The sequence below is a fragment of the Paenibacillus vulneris genome, assembly GCF_039543185.1.
Taxonomy (GTDB): domain Bacteria; phylum Bacillota; class Bacilli; order Paenibacillales; family NBRC-103111; genus Paenibacillus_S; species Paenibacillus_S vulneris.
Genome location: NZ_BAABJG010000003.1, coordinates 511,539 through 528,681, shown reverse-complemented (window position 1 = coordinate 528,681; position 17,143 = coordinate 511,539). Strand labels below are relative to the sequence as shown.

Genomic DNA, 17,143 nt, shown 5'->3' with positions numbered 1-17,143 from the left:
TAGCGTAATCTTGTATCAAGCTAGCCTTTTATGGCCCCGACCATGATGCCCTTGACAAAATATTTTTGCAAAAACGGATACAGCAGCAGCACCGGAAGGTTCGCCACGATAACCGCCGCATACTTGATCGCCTCGGCATCCATAACGCTCTTGGCGAGTGTGGAATCGCTTACGTCCACCATCTCCTGCATCTGCCCCTGCACCAGAATTTCCCGCAGGATGAGCTGCAGCGGATATTTGGCCCGGTCTGTCAAATAGATCAGCGCATTAAAGTACGCGTTCCAGTGCCCTACGCTGTAGAACAGCACCATGACGGCAAGGATCGGCGCCGATAGCGGCAGCACGATGCGGACCAGCGTCTGCATATTCGAGCAGCCGTCGATGGAAGCGGATTCCTGAATTTCATTCGGAATACTGTTCTGAAAGAAGGTCCGCATAATGACGATGTTCCACACGGACACGGCGGAAGGAATGACCAAGGCCCAGAAGGTGTTCAGCATCCCGAGCTTCTTGATGAGCAAATAAGTAGGAATCATGCCTCCGCTGAAAAACATCGTAAACAGAATGAGCGCGGTAAATACATTGCGTCCGTAAAAGTCCTTGCGGGACAACGGATACGCAGCCGCTACCGTCATGACCAGATTGATCGCCGTTCCTACCAGCGTATAGGCAATCGTGTTCGTGTAGCCGGATAAAATTTCTTTATTTTGAAAGATACGCTCGTACCCTACCATCGTAAGCCCTTTGGGCCACAGCCATACTTCTCCCCGGATCACCATCTCCGGACTGCTTATCGAAGCAACCAGTACGAAGACCAGAGGGTACAGAACAGATGCGGTCACTAAGGCCAGAATGATATAAATGAGTATCTCGATCCCTTTATCTGCCCGGCTTTCGAGCATTGCAGTCTCCCCCTTCCTACCATAGACTCGTTTCACTTACTTTGCGCGCGATCCGGTTCACCGACAGCAGCAGCACGAAATTGACGACCGAATTGAACAGGCCGACTGCCGAGGAATAGCTGAACTCAGCCCCTAGAATACCGCTTCGGTAGACGTTCGTGGATATGACATCGGATGCGGACATATTCAGCGAATTTTGCATCAGGAATACTTTTTCAAATCCAACTCCGAGGATCGAGCCTACGTTCAGGATCAACAGAATCACGACCGTCGGCATAATGCCCGGCAGATTAATATGCCAAATGCGCTGCAGCCGGCTGGCTCCGTCCATTCTTGCGGCTTCATGAAGCTGCGGATCGATTCCGGACAAGGCGGCCAAATAAATAATGGAGCTCCAGCCCATCTGCTGCCACACACCCGATAACACGTAGACCGTCTTGAACCAGGCCGGATCGGTCAGGAATGCAATCGGTTCTCCTCCGAACCATTGGATCAGCAGGTTGATCATCCCGCTCTCCGGCGCAAGAAACATCATGATCATCCCGACCGCAACGACGGTCGATAAGAAATGCGGCGCGTACGTTACCGTTTGAATAAACCGGCGGTACAGGCTTGAGCGCACTTCATTAATCATAAGCGCCAGAAGAATAGGTACGGGAAAGCCGACCAGGAGCTGGTACAAGCCGATGCCCAGCGTATTTTTCATAATCCGCCAAAAGTAGAAGCTCGAGAAAAAGCGTTCAAAATGCTTGAACCCGACCCACGGACTCCCCCATATTCCTTTGGTTGCAATGAAATCCTTGAAAGCAATCTGGACCCCATACATGGGCACATATTCGAATACGATAAAGAAAATCAGGACCGGCAGGAACAGCAGATACAAGTCCGCATTTCTTCGTATTCGTTTGATCGCTGTATTCATGGTCACCTTCCTTTCTGCGTTACACGCTCTTGGTGTTCTTGTTCCTGCTTCGGATCATACGACGACTTGCGGCGTCCTGCCTATTGTCTTTTCTTTGGTTTTCCGGCTTTACCTTGGTTTCTAAAAAAGTGATAAGAATCTAAAATTTTGTTCCTTCCCTGTTGGAACCGCATCTTGTAAGATAAAGAAACAGCCAAAGTTGTCAAAGGGGTCACTCGAATGAAACGAATCCGCACCAAAAAAACTTCTTTGTTTTTTACCATTCTTATCAGCTTTTTGGTCATCATTCTGTTGTTCTTCACGTTCAACATGGTTGCGTTCGCGTTTTTTAAAAGCAAATATCAGGAGGAGCTTATCCGCTTCAACCGGCTGAGCCTGCAAAATACAGCGGAGCGTTACAACACGCATTTTGCCAGAATCAAGTCCGTGCTCTATAAAATGTATAACGATACGGATGTAACGGGCTTTAACCGGCAGCTGGCGACCAAACCGTCCAAGGACGTCGACTACCTTCAAGGGAAAAAAATTATCGAAGGCTTGCGAACCGAGGTATATACTCCGCAGCTGTTCCTGGATAATATCGTCGTGTATTTCGGCACCGGTTCCATTACATTCGATAAAGAAGGCAGCAGCAATGCGGAGGATCAGTTCAACCAGCTGTATACGAGCGGGATTTATCCATTATCGTTCTGGGAATCCCAGCTAACCCGGCAGTCCAATTTCACCCTGCTGCCCGCTTCCGGGTTTCAAACCGCCTGGAACATTCCGGACAAGAAAGAACTGCTGCCCATCAGCTTCAAGCTTCCGGACAGCAGCTATATGGTTACGGCCTATTTGGATATCAGCAAATCGCAGCAGGCGTTCTTCGACGATAACGATCATTCGCGTCAATTCATGATACTGGATAAGGACAATGCCATGATATACCGTTCATCGGGAGAGCAATCTGACGAAGAGCTTCCTTCCTTTGCCTCCGGCCTGGATTATGAGCTGAAGAACGGCATCTATTATTTCAAGGAAAAGGACAGCGAAGGGCTCACCTATATTACGGCTGTACCTAATGCCGCTATCGCCGCTCAGCTGAACCGGCTGATGGTCACTCTGCTGGTTATTTTCATCATGTCCATCGCGATAGCGCTTGCTGCATCTTTCTTCTACAGCAAGCGGATCAACCGGCCGGTCAAGCAGTTGATCTCCTCCATCGTGAACGGGCAAAGCGCGGATATGATCAGCTCCATCAGCGAATTCGCCTTTATCCATCAAAAAATACTCGATCTTGCAGAGGAGAAAAATATCGTTCAAACCGAGCTGTCCAGCAAGCAGTCGATACTCAAAAGCTATAATTACATTAATAAATTGAAAAGCATTAACACGGATATCAATGAATGGAAGGATTTCATAGCCGCAGAGGAAAGCTTTACGATTGTGCTCTTCCTGCTAAGATTCCGCAGCGGTCCTTTTGACGAATTGGTGCTGAAGCAGGACCGGGCGGCTTACTATTTCCGGGAGCATATCTCGCTGATGTTCTCGGAGAAAATACCCGGATGCCACACCTTTCAGATGGAGAAGAATCAAATTTTGACAGTTATCAGCGGTCGGTACGAGCAGGAATTGATTGAAGAGGTGCTGCAGGAGCTTAAGATCGTGTTCGATCGGGACAGCGACTACAGTCTGTTCACTATAGCCGTCAGCTCCTGGTTCGAGCATTCCTCCCAATTCAATCACGCCTACCGGCAGGTGCTGGAGATCGTTCGTCAGGCAAGACTGGTGGAAGAAACCCAAATCATGTTCGGCAGCCGTCCTCTCCCCGCTACCTTTACTTTAAGCCCGGCGCAGGATCAGGAATTGAACGCCACCCTTCAGGCCGGGGATGATACGGGGGCCATTTTACTCATAGAGCGGTTTCTTGACGAAATGGCCAGCAAGGAAGCCAGCGTTACGCAGTTTACTCTATTTGCGGAATCGATCGAAGCCAAAGTTTGGAAGTTTATGGATATTTATAAAATCGAGCAGGGCGATTCGTGGGCGCTTAAGCCGCTGATGCAGAAATTGAAGGACTGCTGCACGCTTATGGAGTACAAGCAAGCCTACCGTGACCTGCTCCAGCTGGCAGCAGCCTTGATTACGGAGAAAAAAGGGGAAAGCGACCCAATCATCACCTTCGTCATGGATCATCTTCATACGAAGTACGGCGAAGAGCTATCCTTGGATTATTTGGCGGATAAGCTGAACATGTCCAGCGCCTACCTGTCCGTGTATATCAAGGAGAAGACCGGCACGAATTTCAGCGATCATCTGAACGATATCCGCATCCGCAAAGCCCAGGAGCTGCTGTCCGGCACCGATACCAGCATTAATGACGTTGGCCAGCAGATCGGCTACCGCAACAGCACGTCCTTCAACCGGATGTTCAAGAAATGGACCGGAATGACGCCAAGCGAATACCGCAGAACCTCTATGGTGACGCAGGAATCGTTACATTGAATATGACATCAACAAGTCACTTGGCCCCTCCTTCGGGGAGGGAGCCTCTTGGGGGAATGTCACGATCGCTTTGAAATAATCGCTGTCGATCTCAATCTTCAATTGTCCCTGCTGAAGCTCGACGATGCTCTTGGCGATCGCCAGCCCTAAGCCGGACCCTTCCGTATGTCTGGACCGGTCTCCGCGTTTAAACCGCTCGAACAGCTCCTCCACCTCAAAATCGATCTCGTAGGCGGAGACGTTTTTCATGGTCAGGACGATCTGGCCTGCTTGTTCTTCCAGGGAGACATATACCCTCGAATGAGGCAGAGAATATTTCAGCGCATTGCTCAGCAGGTTGTCGAACACTCGCCATGTTTTGTTGCCGTCCAGCCGGGCCAGAATATGCGGATGGGCTATCTGCACACGGAAGGTCACGTCGGAGGAATCGATTTTATCGCTGTATTCGGCGAGTGCCTGGGTCAGCAGCGCTGAGACATTAACCTCCTCGATCGTCAGCTCCACCGCACCGCTGGACATTTTGGAAGCCTCGAACAAATCATCGATCAATATTTTCAACCGCTGCGATTTCCGGTCCAGCACGTCCACGCAGCGCGCCGTTTCATCCGCCGTCAGCTCCTTCTGCTTGAGAAGATCGATGTAGTTCAAGATCGACGTCAGAGGCGTTTTCAAATCATGCGATACGTTCGTGATCAGCTCCGTTTTGAGCCGCTCGTTCCTTACTTGGTTTTCAAGCGAAGCCTGAAATCCTTCCCGCATCCGGTTCAGATGCTGTGCGAGCTGCGGGAGATTTCCGCGGCCTTTGGCCTCGATAGGCTCCGGGAACCGGCCTGCCGCCATCTCGGAGGAGAAGGCCGTCATTTGATTCAGCATGCGGATTCTCCGCAGCGCATAAGGGCCGACCCAGGCGGCGAACAGGGCGAGATAAAGCAGGCCTACCATCGCGCCCCCGCCGGAACCGTACAGCATGGATTGCTTCAGCATGAGGAGCACCGGCCCGATCAGCACGGTAAGGACGAACAAGAGACCGGCCTTGAACATTACTCCTTTGGTCGTCAGTCGGCTTCCAATGGAGCCCTTCGCCCGACGGTACAGGCATCGCTGTCTCAGCTCGCGAAGGGTATCGCGGCGGCGGAATAACCATAGCGCTTCTTCCAAGTGGAACAGCAAATAAAAGATACATAGAGAGAGTGCGCTCAATTGATACACATGTTCAAACCGCAGAGGCAGCCGGAAGAAGAATGCGGTATCAACGGCACAGCCCCAGCCGATCCATGCCGCCGGAAGCATAAGCAGCGCTCTCACATCCAGCGGAATACGGCGCCACAGGGCAGCCGTACGGCTCTCTTGAAACAAAATGCGGGCTGCGCCGCTGCGCCTCCAGTACAGCATGAATCCCAGTGCGCCGATAAGGCAGACTCCACCTAGAATAAGCTCTTTTATAATCCGCTCTCTTACAGATAAATAATAGGTGTAATCTTTGTTAATAGACTTACTGTACAGAGCGTTCTCGGGTAGGATCAATAAGCCGGATAGATGCCTATCCTCGAATGAGTTGCTCATAAACTGCAAGGAGGATGTAAAGTCTTTGTACGGCAGCGACGTATACATCTCCGGGGACAAAGGAAGGGCAATGCTCTGCGCGGCTTCGCGGTACAATGCCGTCTTGGTCAAGTCCTCCGCACTCGACGGAGCTGGATTCATATTCGTATACGTCTCATTGGTTTCGTTATCGCGAATAAAGTAAAAGATGGCGTCGTTATAAGCATCCAGCTGTTTTTGCCGATCCGCGTATTCCTGATCGAGGACGGCAATACGTTTCTTGACCATCTCTGCCAAGAGCCGGTCCCCGAGTTGCTGCGACTCAGCCAGCTTCTGATTGCGCTCCTCCGTCAGCTGAGCCGTTAGATCGGCATTGCCCGACTTCTCTGCCTGCTCCATCTTCAAAGCATAGCTTTGCCTAATGCTCGCTTCTCTGGCCTCTTTCCCTTGATCGGCTTCCCGGTAAGCCTTCTCTTTTAAGGCATCGTACTCCGCCTTGCCGATTTTCTCGATATCCAGCTTCTGACTGTAATTTTTGTAGCTCGAGTCGGGATCGATATACTGCACCTTCAGCATCGTATAAAAATGATATATTCGGCTGTAGAGCGGTCCGCCCTTGGCATAATAGTCTGTATCCAGGTAGGAGGCATGCTTGAAGGAATCGATGAAGCAAAGAGCGGATATAGCCCATAGAACCGTGATACATACTGCTGCCGCAGCCAGCGCTTTATTTTTCAATTTTGTAGCCAATGCCCCACACCACCTTCAAATATTTGGGTTCCCGCGGATTGATTTCGATCTTCTCCCGGATTCTCCGCACGTGGACAGCCACCGTATTGTCCGCATTCCAATAGGGCTCCTTCCACACCTTCTCATAGATTTCCTCAATGGAAAAAACGCTTCCCCGGTTCTCCATCAGCAGCTCAAGAATTTTGTATTCCGTGGCCGTGAGACGAACCTCCGTTCCGTCCACAGAGACGGTTTTGGTGCGCCGGTTCAACACAAGCCCCCGTACCTCAAGCTCGTCCTCGTTCGGCTTATAGTTCCCGAGGTTCGTATATCTTCTCAGCTGCGATTTCACGCGGGCCGCCAGCTCCAGCGGATTGAACGGCTTGGTCATGTAATCATCGGCTCCGACATTCAAGCCGAGAATTTTATCAGTGTCCTCCGACTTCGCAGAAAGCATCAGAATCGGGATATTCTTATTCTCGCGTATGCGCAGCGCCGTCCGGATGCCGTCCAATTCAGGCATCATAATGTCCAGAATAACCAGATGGATGTCTTCCCTGTCCAGCAGATCCAGAGCTTCCAATCCATTAGCCGCTTGATATACTTTCAAATTTTCATGTTTTAAATAAATTTCAATCGCGTCCCGAATTTCCGATTCATCATCCACAACCAGCACATGATAGGTTTGCATTGTTATCATCAGCTTCATCCACCTTGCTATGTAAAGGGTATCGGGTCTTCTCCAAGTCGTCCCGTCATCTTTATAGTAAGAGATAATTTTAACAAATGTACGATAAAAAGTCTGACAAATTTCTTAAGAATCCGGTTGGCGTAAATACAAAAAAAGCTGCTCCTCAAGCAGCTATACACCCGCTTAAGAAGCAGCCCTACTTACAGCCAAACCATCAAAACAAGAAGCAATACCGACGACGCAAGTACCGCGTAGTCCTGGAATGTGAATCGATAGAGGCGGATCGGAGTCCGCCCCTCATCCCCCGTGTAGCAGCGGGATTCCATGGCTGTCGCCAAATCTTTGGCTCTTACGATCGCTAGAACGAACAATGGCACAAGCATCGGCAGGACTCCACGAAACCGGGCCAGCACCCCTTTGCGGTGAAATCCGCCTCCTCGCGCGGTCTGAGCCTTACGAATTTTATCGAATTCCTCCAGCAGAAGCGGCAGAAACCGCAGCGCTATAGAGAACATCATGACGGCTTCGTGAACCGGCACTTTCCACTTTTTCAGCCCGCTTAACAAGAGCTCTAGCCCTTCTGCCAATATGATGGGTGAGGTTGTTCTGACAACGAGCGACAAGACTATTACGATGCCGAGAATCTGTTCGCACATCAAAATCCCTTTGATAGCCCCTTCATATGAAAACTGCAAAGGGCCCCACTGAATCATCCTCTCCCCTGGCACCGAAAGAAGCATGGCTTGGTACACCATCGTCGAAGCAAAAAACAACAGCAGGGAAAGCGTCGTTACGGCCAGCACCCGCCACGATAATTTGGCAATCCCCCATAAAGCAATCAGCAGGATGATCATAAAGCTCTTCATACCCAAGTTGTGGGATGCAAGAAGACCTATTGCGAACAGAACGGCGGCCACGATCTTCATTCGCGGATCCCATTGTTCAAGCCAAGAGTTCTTCTTTTGATAAATCAAATAGCTTGCTGCGGCCATGATATCCCCTCGCTATCCGATTTCAATTTGCGCTGAAGCAGCTCCAGGAGCACCGATGCAACTTCACTGACATCCCAAGGATGCGGAAGCTTAATTCCGTGAGTGTCCAGCACTAGCTGGGCCAGCGCCAGTGCAGCTGGCTGTTCCCAGCCCATCGCATCCAGTACGGCCCTGTCGGATAACAGCACATCAGGCGTTCCTTCGGCTATGAAGCTGCCATCCTTCAATATCAGCATGCGGGAGGCGTGTTCCAGCATCTCTTCCAGCTGATGGCTGACCCAAAGAATCGTCGTGCCCCGCTCCTCATTCAGCTGATGGAGCATAGCGAAGAGCGCGGTTCTCGATGGATAATCAAGGCCGGCGGTCGGTTCATCTAGAATGATGATCTCCGGCTCCAGTACGATCACGCCCGCAATGGCGACACGCCGTTTCTCTCCTCCGCTCAGCTCGAACGGACTGCGCTCCGCATAGGTAGCGTAATCGAGCCCTACCGCGTTCATGGCCTGCTTGACCTTCTCATGTTTTTGCTCCGGCGCAAGACCGCTGTGACGCAGGCCGAACGCCACATCCTCCGCTACTGTGGCGGAGAACAGCTGATGCTCGGGATATTGAAAAATAAAGCCGACCCGGTCAAAAAGCTCCGGCCGCTTGGCCGCATACGGATCGATTCCATCTATCAGCATGCTACCAAAGCTGGGCTTTAAAAAGCCTTTCAGCAGCTGCATAAAAGTAGATTTGCCTGAACCAGATTTTCCTGCAACCGCCAGCATTTCTCCGCTCCGAACCGTTACGTTGACATGATCCAGCACAAGAGGAAGCTCCGTAACCTTCGTGTTTCTGCGTCGCTTCTTATAGGAGAAAGAAACTTCTGCCAGCTCTATATTCACAGCCATCTCCTCCATTCTTCCAGGTCGGGAGAAGCCGATATAGGAATGCCCGCTTTGCGTAAAGACAATGCAAGGCTTCTCTCAAACGGAAGCTCCAGACCGCAAGCCTCCAACAGTTCTCCCTCCAGCAGCAGCTGTTCCGGTTTGCCGGTCGCGCGGATACGTCCTTTTTCGAACAATACCAGCCTATCGGCATTCACTACTTCTTCCAAATGATGTGTAATATAAATGACCGCAAACGGCTGTGCCCGGCGAGCCGCATGCAGGATGTCGACGAACTGTCTTCTGGCGATAGGATCGAGCATAGAGGTCGATTCATCCAGGATCAAATACCGGGGAGAGAGCGCCAGTACGGAGGCTAGTGCCAGCTTCTGCTTCTCGCCGCCCGACAAGTGTGCTACAAGCCGATCCTCATCCACCGGCAAATTCACCAGCTGAAGCGCCCATTCCGTTCGCGCCCGGATATCGTGCTGCGGCCAGCCGATATTGGACAGACCGAAAGCGATATCCTCCCCGACCGTTACGCCGACCTGTTGATTTTCCGGATTTTGAAATACGATCTGCACGACACGGCGAATGGCGGAGATCCCTACTGGATCGGCTGTACTTATGCCTTCAACCGTGATGGCTCCCTTCGTCGGCAATTCGATCCCGTTCAACAGCCTCGACAAGGAAGATTTGCCGGAGCCGTTCGGCCCCAGTAAAGCTATAAATTCATTCGGAGCGATATCGAGATCGATGTCCCGCAGAGCCCATTCATTCGACTCCGCCCCGAAGTAAGAAAACGAAACGTCTCGAATCGATATCATCGGTTTTTCACGCCCCCTTTACCCGTTCGATACCGCTCTGGTAGAACCGAATACGCTTTTGTCATCACGAGGATCGAAAGTACCGTCTTCCGTGTTCGGAATTTGCCAGAAGAAATCGATATGAACACCTTCTTCCGACGCTAGGGCAAGCAGGTCCTGCATAAATACACCTTTACCCGGATCGCATGAGGGACTGCCTGATATCCCGAGTCCCCCTACGATCTCATATCCGTGATCCTGATATACCTTCAGCTGCTCAATGACCGGTGCCAGAATGCGCCGATTATGCGCATGGAACTCGGGTGTGTCATACTCCTCTACCGTCATAGGCGGACGTTCCGGCCCAAGGAAGGTAAACTCAGGGCACGGCAGCTGTACGATCCCGTATCCTTGCTCATCGGACCACTCTACAGCCGCCCGCATGATTCCCGGACTCCTTGCTTCATGAGATACGACGGCATTTTGATTCAGTACGCAATGGGAAGCTACGATGATTTTTTTACTTCGCTTCATGAGACACACCTCCTCGCTTCGGCAAAGTACGTCCGGAACGGCCTAGCAGCGATTGCGGAATTCCTTTGATAATGTAATAAACGAGAATAGCGGACAATATTTTATCGACCAGATTATCGAACAGTCTCGGCAGGAAGGCAGCCGTGAATACGCTCGATCCTGCTTGCTTCAGCCACAAGACGGCAATATCCTGTGCCCCGCCGGTCAATCCCCCGAACACGCCGATCGCAATGACTGACCCTACCGCCGGGCATACAATACCCAGAATAATACCTGCAATCACCGATGAAGAGAGGGTATATCCCCGCTTCACGGAAATCCAGCCGACAACCAGACCGGCAATCGCGTTCACGACGGCAAATGGAATCGAAGTATACGATTTCGTTACACCGAGCACCAGATTTGTAAGAATGCCTACCAGCATCCCCCATAACGGACCAAACAAAGCTGACATAAAGATCGTTCCTACTGTATCCAGAAACAAAAACGGAATTTTCAAACTGCCGACAACGGTGCCAGCGATCACGTTGATAGCGACCGCCAGAGCCCCTAATGTAATGATGACTGTTTTTTGGTTTCTCATGCCAAATTACCTCCGAGGATTCAAGAATAAAAACAATGCTTTCTTAACAGAAAGATCGTGCTTTATAAGCGAATCCGAATTCCCCCTTTGTACATAAACGAGGCAACATATTGGCGCCTTACGAATGTTCCCTACCGACGAATATAAATCCTAGTAAAGTTATAGTATAACTTGTAAATAATTTAATGAGTTTTTGCCTATTAGTCAATAGTCATTCCCCGAAATCGGAGATTTTGTCAAGAAGAAAAAAAGAACACCCTCTCTCCACTAAGGAGAGCGATGTCCTTTTTGCAATGTTTCTTCGGTAGTCACGGAAGGAAGTCAATTTTGTTTGTGGCATGCTTCCATCTTCACGGCCTGCTTGCGTATCTGTTCTATCGTGAATCCCTGCTGCGCGCGGGGCAGCCAGACGGTCACAAAGATGATTGCAATATTTCTGGAACATAGGATCGAACGGATCCACTAAACTATTCGTCGGTAGAATCCAAGCCATGCTCATGCCACTTAAGTTCTTCCCGGTAATAAGCCTGGTTTTCCCTTGCCCATTTACATATCGCGTTCACAGGATTAAGTTTTAATGCTGACCTTAGGATTGATTTATAAGTTAGGTAGTAACGGCATGTTTCGCCAACCGAATCACATTCCAGGAAAATTTCGATAACGAAGCCTCGATTCTTCCATCCTTCACCTGCGCGTTGCCGCGGTTATGAGGAGCTACACGGTTGGATTGATTCACCGTATTTCTTGCTTTCACATCATCGTCTTCCAGCACGATGTGCTCCACCACTTGATAATCGTTGAAGCTGCGAACATCACATTCCAGCAACAAGGATTCGGTCAAGTGACGGTTCACGGCGAAGATCACCAGTTCATCCTTCTCTTCGTTATATACCGCCGTCGACTCCAGGTACGGAACGTCCGTGAAATCCTTGCTATCGTATTTAGGAGATGAAACGATAGGATTTAGCGCGACGCCTCTACCGTAAACGGAAGTATGCATGTACGGATAGAAAATCGTTTGCTTCCACGCTTCGCCGCCTTTTTGGGTCATGATAGGGGCAATAACATTAACCAGCTGCGCCATGCAGGCGATTTTGACGCGGTCCGAGTGCTTAAGCAGCGTGATCAGCATGCAGCCGACAAGGATGGCATCCTCGAACGTGTAGACATCCTCCAGCTGAGGAGGGGCGATTTGCCATGGGTCCAGCTTGCGGTCGGCATCATGGGAATGATACCATACGTTCCATTCGTCAAAGGACAGGTTGATCGTTTTCTTGCTCCGTTTCTTTGCCTTTACGTAATCACAAATCGCGGTGACCGAACGGATGAAAGCGTCCATATCGAGGGAACGGGCAACAAAATTGGCCGTGTCGTTATCCTTATTGCCATAGTAAGTATGCAGCGAGATATATTCCACATGATCGTACGTATGATCCAATACCGTGGCTTCCCAATCGGCAAAGGTCTTCATCCCCCTGTTGGAGCTGCCGCAGGCAACAAGCTCGATAGTCGGGTCGACCCATTTCATGACCTTGGCCGCTTCGCAGGCGAGACGCCCGTATTCCTCGGCGGTTTTATGCCCGATTTGCCAAGGACCGTCCATTTCATTGCCCAAGCACCAGGTTTTGAATTTATGAGGCTCCTTGTACCCGTGCGAAATCCGCAGATCGCTCCAGTAAGAACCGGAAGGATGGTTGCAGTATTCAACCAGATTTCTTGCGGCATCGATTCCGCGTGTTCCAAGGTTAACCGCCATATTCACTTCCGTATTGGCTTTCTTCGCCCAATCGGCAAACTCGTTCGTGCCGATTTCATTCGTTTCAATCGTTCTCCAAGCGAGCTCCAGGCGGCGGGGGCGGTTCTCCTTCGGTCCTACTCCATCCTCCCAATTGTAACCGGATACGAAGTTCCCGCCGGGATAGCGTACCAACGGAACATTCAGCTCCTTCACCAATTCGATGACGTCCTTGCGAAAGCCCTGCTCATCGGCAAGCGGATGCTCCGGCTCATAAATGCCCTCATAAACCGCACGGCCCAAGTGCTCAACGAACGATCCATAAATTCTTTTGTCGATAGATGAGATGATGAAGTCCTTGTCCAAAATCATAGTCGCTTTGCTGCTGCTCATATCCTTGCTTCCTCCTTTAATATCCTATGTATATTTGACCGTGTGCGCACACGAAATGATGAAAAAGAAATTCCTGCTCGGGACATCCAGAATCGTGTTGTATTTGCTGCACATCCCTCTAAGCAAGCCTCTATAATCTCCGTGTGCGTGCACGTTAAAGCCAAAAAAGAAGAACCGGATCAGGTCGAATCCCCGGTAATGACTTGATACGGGAGCCGCGGTACAAGTGTGCGGGTCCCCTGCTCGATTTGCTCGATCACGCATTGTACGGCTCTGGAGCCGAATTCTTCTACGGCGTATTCTACTGTAGTTAAAGCAGGCGAGACATATTTCAAAACATCAATATTATCGAAGCCCATAAGTCCGACATCGTCAGGGATGCGGAGACCTCTGCCCTTTAAATGATTCATGACCTCCAAAGCGTAGATGTCACACGAGCAAATGATCGCTGTCTTCGTCCCGCTTCCAAAGTCCATCCGGCTGATAGACCCTATATAATCCTTGTCCGTGATAACGGTCGGCTGCGCCTCGATCCCGCTTTCCTTGAGCCCTTCGAGGCAGCCCGCGAGCCGCTCTTCCTGCGTATAGATGTTTGTTTTTCCCCGGTACGCCAGCGGCGGGCATACATAGATGAACCGCTCGTATTGCTTCCCGCAAATATATCGTACGGCTTCCTTCATCGCCTCCCGGTCATCAATCCCGATGTAGCTCCAGTCGTCGGATACATAATTGCAGATCGTAACGACAGGGATGCTCAGGCTTTTTAAATAATCGTTGAAAGCTTCTCCCTGATTAATAGCAAAAATGATAATGCCGTCCACCTTGCGGAGAAGCAAGTGCTCGATGCATTTCTTCTCGTTCTCCGGATCCTTGTTCGTTAATACCAGATCGACAAAGTAGCCTTGCTGCCGTGAAGCCGCTTCTATCGAATTCATCAGCTGGGAGAAGGAACGGTTATACAAATCGAACAGCACCACGCCGATCGTCATCGTTCTTCCTTTGGCCAAGCTTCTCGCCATATGATCAGGCTGATAATTCATTTGTTCGGCGACCTGCAGGATGCGTGCTTTGGTTTTCTCGCTGATTCCCGGCCGATGATTCAAGGCACGATCTACCGTACCGGGAGATACTCCGCATAGAGCTGCAATGTCCTTAATCGTAACTCCCATAAAGCCTCCTAGCTCAGTTGCGCAGAATGAATCTATAATAGCACCGTGTGCGCACACGAAAACGATACTAAAAATAATATAGGCTCATTTTTCCAACCTGTCAATCAATATTTAAAGCTATGAATCATGAAAGTCGAAGCGAGCTCGGCTTCGTTCCTCCCCTGCTTCAACATCAAAATAGTTAAAAGCTTATTGACAAATATGCTCATCACTTGTATGGTTAGTTACATAAGTAATTAACCAGTTTGGTAATGGAGAGTTGGTGAATACATTATGGTGATGATAGACGACAGCCGTCCGATCTTCGTGCAAATTGCCGAAAAAATCGAGGACGACATCGTTGAAGGGCGGCTGCCCGAAGAATCGCAGGTTCCTTCAACGAATCAGTTCGCCTCCTTTTACCAGATCAATCCGGCTACGGCCGCTAAAGGTGTCAATTTGTTGGTGGATCAAGGAATTTTGTATAAAAAGCGAGGGATCGGCATGTTTGTATCGACAGGAGCCCGCAAAGAATTGCTGAAAAAAAGAAAACATCAATTTTATGAGCAGTTTGTCGTGACGATGATCCGGGAAGCGGAGAAGCTTGGGATCACAAAGGAACAGTTGTCGGAGATGATCCAGAAAGGGGATGCCCATTCATGAGCCATGCTGTTGAGGTTCAAGGACTTAGCAAATCTTATGGCGGCGTCAAAGCGGTTGATGATATCCGTTTTGTCATCGAATCCGGCAAAATATACGGACTGCTCGGCAGGAACGGCGCCGGAAAGACGACGATCATGCATATGATCACGGCACAGCTGTTCCCTACAACCGGGGATGTAAAAGTATTCGGAGAGGCCCCTTATGAAAATAACCGTGTTCTAAGTCAAATTTGCTTCATCAAGGAAAGCCAGAAGTATCCGGAACACTACAGAATTGAAGACATCCTAAAGCTTGCTCCAGATCTATTTCCGAATTGGGATGAGGAGTTTGCCTATTCGCTGATTGAGGAATTTCAGCTTCCCCTGAAGCGAAGAATCAAGAAGCTGTCGAGAGGAATGCTCTCCTCGGTAGGTGTTGTCATCGGCCTCGCCAGCCGGGCACCGCTGACTATATTTGATGAGCCGTATTTGGGGCTTGATGCCGTTGCCAGGAGCTTGTTCTATGATCGATTGATTGAGGATTACGCGGCTTTCCCTCGAACGATTATCTTATCTACCCATCTGATCGATGAAGTCAGCCGCATGCTGGAGCATGTCATCGTCATTGATAAAGGGAAGCTGATTCTGGACGAAGAAGCGGAAGCGCTGCGCGGGCAAGCGGTTGCCGTGGCAGGCCTGGCTTCTGTAGTCGATAGTTTCATTGCCGGTAAACAAACGATCTCACGCGAACCGTTCGGCGCGTTAGTAACAGCTACCATCATGGGCAGCTTGAGTGAAGAGGAGCGTAATTGTGCGGCGGCTCTAGGATTGGAGCTTGCTCCGGTATCCCTGCAGCAGCTGATCGTTCATCTCACCAACGGCAAATTCGATAATAAGGCGGTGGAAGCCTGATGAATCGCGTTTCAGCCATAACCACAATGCATTTAAGAGACAAGTGGATATCGATCCTTCTCCCTTGGGCCATTCTGCTCTCAAGCTTTCTTATTAACGTGTTTATTAGCTATTTGATCAATAACCGAGAGTCATATTATACCGGCGGTCTTATATCGATTTTCATAAGCATTACCATTATCGGAGCGGTCACCTTAGCTCATACTTTTCCGTTTGCACTAGGCATGAGCGTACGAAGAACCGATTATTTTCTGGGCACTTCCTTAGCCGCGGTAATTGTCAACGTGGCTTCCGCCCTGATGTTAAGCATATTATCCTTTGTGGAACAAACGACGGATGGCTGGGGGGTCAAGATGCACTTTTTCAACCTTCCTTTCATGGAGACCTTCAGCATCCTGGGACATTTTGTGGTTTACTTCGTTCTCCTGCTGCATCAGCACTTTCTTGGATTTGCTATATCCAGTATTCATCGCCGTTTTGGCCCGACCGGATTATTTACTTTCTTCGCGGCAGTATTAGTCCTTCTTAGCGCTCTTGCGCTCTTATTGACTCACTACAATCTATGGGTAGGAATCGCTATGTGGTTCGCCGGTCATCTTGCTCTGTTCCTATGCTGCCTGGCAATTGCGGCAATCCTCTACGGATTGGCTTCCTATGCACTGCTGCGCAGGGCGACCGTTTGAATAATACCTGCACCAACTTTGCACAATAACCTTAAATTGGGGGTAGATTATGACGACTCAAACGCTAATCCAATTCATCATCATCGCTGTAGTTATCGTTCTTGTCGTTTGGCTCAGATCCCGGCGCCAAAATAAGCCCATACGGAGTAAAGGCTATCGCATGCTGCTTCCTCCGATCCTGCTTCTTGTCGTTTTCGGCTTTTCAATCCGTTCCTTAACCCAAATCCCCGATCACCCGTTTCAGCTTCCTGCGATTTGGGAGATAGTGATAGCCGGCGTTCTCGGCATCGCTCTGGGCAGTATTATGCTCTATCACACCGGGTATGAGAGGCGCGAGGACGGTTTGATCTATGCCAAGCGCAACAAAAACTTCAAGTACGTGATCATCGCGGTCATCTTGATCAGGGTGGGCTTATCCCAATATTTTAAAGGTCTGGATTATACGGAATTCACCGTATTGACTATGGTTATGGCCTATATGTACATCTGTGTTTGGCGTGTAGGCAGCTTTATGAAATTCCGTCAGATAAGCAGCAGCTAATGTATGAACAACAATAGGAAGGTATAGCAAAAGCAC

The 17,143-nt window shown here is 49.9% G+C and carries 16 protein-coding genes; 5 read left to right on the top strand and 11 right to left on the bottom strand.

Going from position 1 to position 17,143, the window contains the following annotated elements; all coding sequences use genetic code 11:
• Nucleotides 1-20 precede the first annotated feature (20 nt).
• The gene (locus ABEA66_RS03750; RefSeq protein WP_079912595.1) at nt 21-902 is read right to left on the bottom strand and encodes a carbohydrate ABC transporter permease; all 882 of its coding nucleotides are present in this window, start codon (nt 900-902) and stop codon (nt 21-23) included.
• Between the two features lie 16 nt (nt 903-918).
• The gene (locus tag ABEA66_RS03745) at nt 919-1,824 is read right to left on the bottom strand and encodes an ABC transporter permease (protein WP_079912596.1); all 906 of its coding nucleotides are present in this window, start codon (nt 1,822-1,824) and stop codon (nt 919-921) included.
• 219 nt (nt 1,825-2,043) lie between these two features.
• On the opposite strand from ABEA66_RS03745, the gene ABEA66_RS03740 reads away from it, so the two are divergent.
• On the top strand, nt 2,044-4,308 hold the full coding sequence (locus ABEA66_RS03740; RefSeq protein WP_345586153.1) for a helix-turn-helix domain-containing protein: 2,265 nt from the start codon (nt 2,044-2,046) through the stop codon (nt 4,306-4,308).
• On the opposite strand, the gene ABEA66_RS03735 is transcribed toward ABEA66_RS03740, so the two are convergent.
• From ABEA66_RS03735 to ABEA66_RS03695, 9 genes are all read right to left on the bottom strand, one after another.
• Nucleotides 4,300-6,600, bottom strand: a complete 2,301-nt coding sequence (locus ABEA66_RS03735; RefSeq protein ID WP_345586151.1) for a sensor histidine kinase — start codon at nt 6,598-6,600, stop codon at nt 4,300-4,302. The genes ABEA66_RS03740 and ABEA66_RS03735 overlap by 9 nt on opposite strands.
• On the bottom strand, nt 6,578-7,270 hold the full coding sequence (locus ABEA66_RS03730) for a response regulator transcription factor (protein ID WP_345586338.1): 693 nt from the start codon (nt 7,268-7,270) through the stop codon (nt 6,578-6,580). Before ABEA66_RS03730 ends, ABEA66_RS03735 begins: the two co-directional genes overlap by 23 nt.
• Nucleotides 7,271-7,470: 200 nt before the next feature.
• The gene (locus ABEA66_RS03725; protein ID WP_079912599.1) at nt 7,471-8,262 is read right to left on the bottom strand and encodes an energy-coupling factor transporter transmembrane component T family protein; all 792 of its coding nucleotides are present in this window, start codon (nt 8,260-8,262) and stop codon (nt 7,471-7,473) included.
• A complete protein-coding gene (locus ABEA66_RS03720; protein WP_345586147.1) occupies nt 8,241-9,149 on the bottom strand; it encodes an energy-coupling factor ABC transporter ATP-binding protein in 909 nt (302 codons plus the stop codon). The genes ABEA66_RS03725 and ABEA66_RS03720 overlap by 22 nt, the downstream gene beginning before the upstream one ends.
• Entirely contained in the window at nt 9,146-9,958 is an 813-nt protein-coding gene (locus ABEA66_RS03715; RefSeq protein ID WP_345586145.1) for an ATP-binding cassette domain-containing protein, read from the bottom strand. Before ABEA66_RS03715 ends, ABEA66_RS03720 begins: the two co-directional genes overlap by 4 nt.
• 18 nt (nt 9,959-9,976) lie before the next feature.
• Nucleotides 9,977-10,471 (bottom strand): CD3072 family TudS-related putative desulfidase, encoded by a 495-nt coding sequence (locus ABEA66_RS03710; RefSeq protein WP_079912602.1) that lies wholly within the window; start codon nt 10,469-10,471, stop codon nt 9,977-9,979.
• Entirely contained in the window at nt 10,458-11,054 is a 597-nt protein-coding gene (locus ABEA66_RS03705; protein WP_079912603.1) for a CD3073 family putative ECF transporter S component, read from the bottom strand. Before ABEA66_RS03705 ends, ABEA66_RS03710 begins: the two co-directional genes overlap by 14 nt.
• A 604-nt stretch (nt 11,055-11,658) precedes the next feature.
• Nucleotides 11,659-13,182, bottom strand: a complete 1,524-nt coding sequence (gene arfA / locus ABEA66_RS03700; protein ID WP_345586140.1) for an arabinosylfuranosidase ArfA — start codon at nt 13,180-13,182, stop codon at nt 11,659-11,661.
• Between the two features lie 179 nt (nt 13,183-13,361).
• The gene (locus ABEA66_RS03695; protein ID WP_345586138.1) at nt 13,362-14,351 is read right to left on the bottom strand and encodes a LacI family DNA-binding transcriptional regulator; all 990 of its coding nucleotides are present in this window, start codon (nt 14,349-14,351) and stop codon (nt 13,362-13,364) included.
• Between the two features lie 273 nt (nt 14,352-14,624).
• Between ABEA66_RS03695 and ABEA66_RS03690 the strand changes: the two genes are divergently transcribed.
• Genes ABEA66_RS03690 through ABEA66_RS03675 form a run of 4 tightly spaced genes read left to right on the top strand, consistent with a single transcriptional unit; the run spans nt 14,625 to nt 17,107 of the window.
• Complete coding sequence (locus tag ABEA66_RS03690; protein ID WP_345586136.1) at nt 14,625-14,993, top strand: GntR family transcriptional regulator; 369 nt, start codon at nt 14,625-14,627, stop codon at nt 14,991-14,993.
• Nucleotides 14,990-15,883, top strand: coding sequence for an ABC transporter ATP-binding protein (locus ABEA66_RS03685; protein ID WP_345586134.1), 894 nt, complete (start codon nt 14,990-14,992; stop codon nt 15,881-15,883). The genes ABEA66_RS03690 and ABEA66_RS03685 overlap by 4 nt, the downstream gene beginning before the upstream one ends.
• On the top strand, nt 15,883-16,566 hold the full coding sequence (locus ABEA66_RS03680; protein WP_345586132.1) for a hypothetical protein: 684 nt from the start codon (nt 15,883-15,885) through the stop codon (nt 16,564-16,566). Before ABEA66_RS03685 ends, ABEA66_RS03680 begins: the two co-directional genes overlap by 1 nt.
• 49 nt (nt 16,567-16,615) lie before the next feature.
• Entirely contained in the window at nt 16,616-17,107 is a 492-nt protein-coding gene (locus ABEA66_RS03675) for a CcdC protein domain-containing protein (protein WP_345586130.1), read from the top strand.
• The last annotated feature ends 36 nt before the right edge of the window (nt 17,108-17,143 follow it).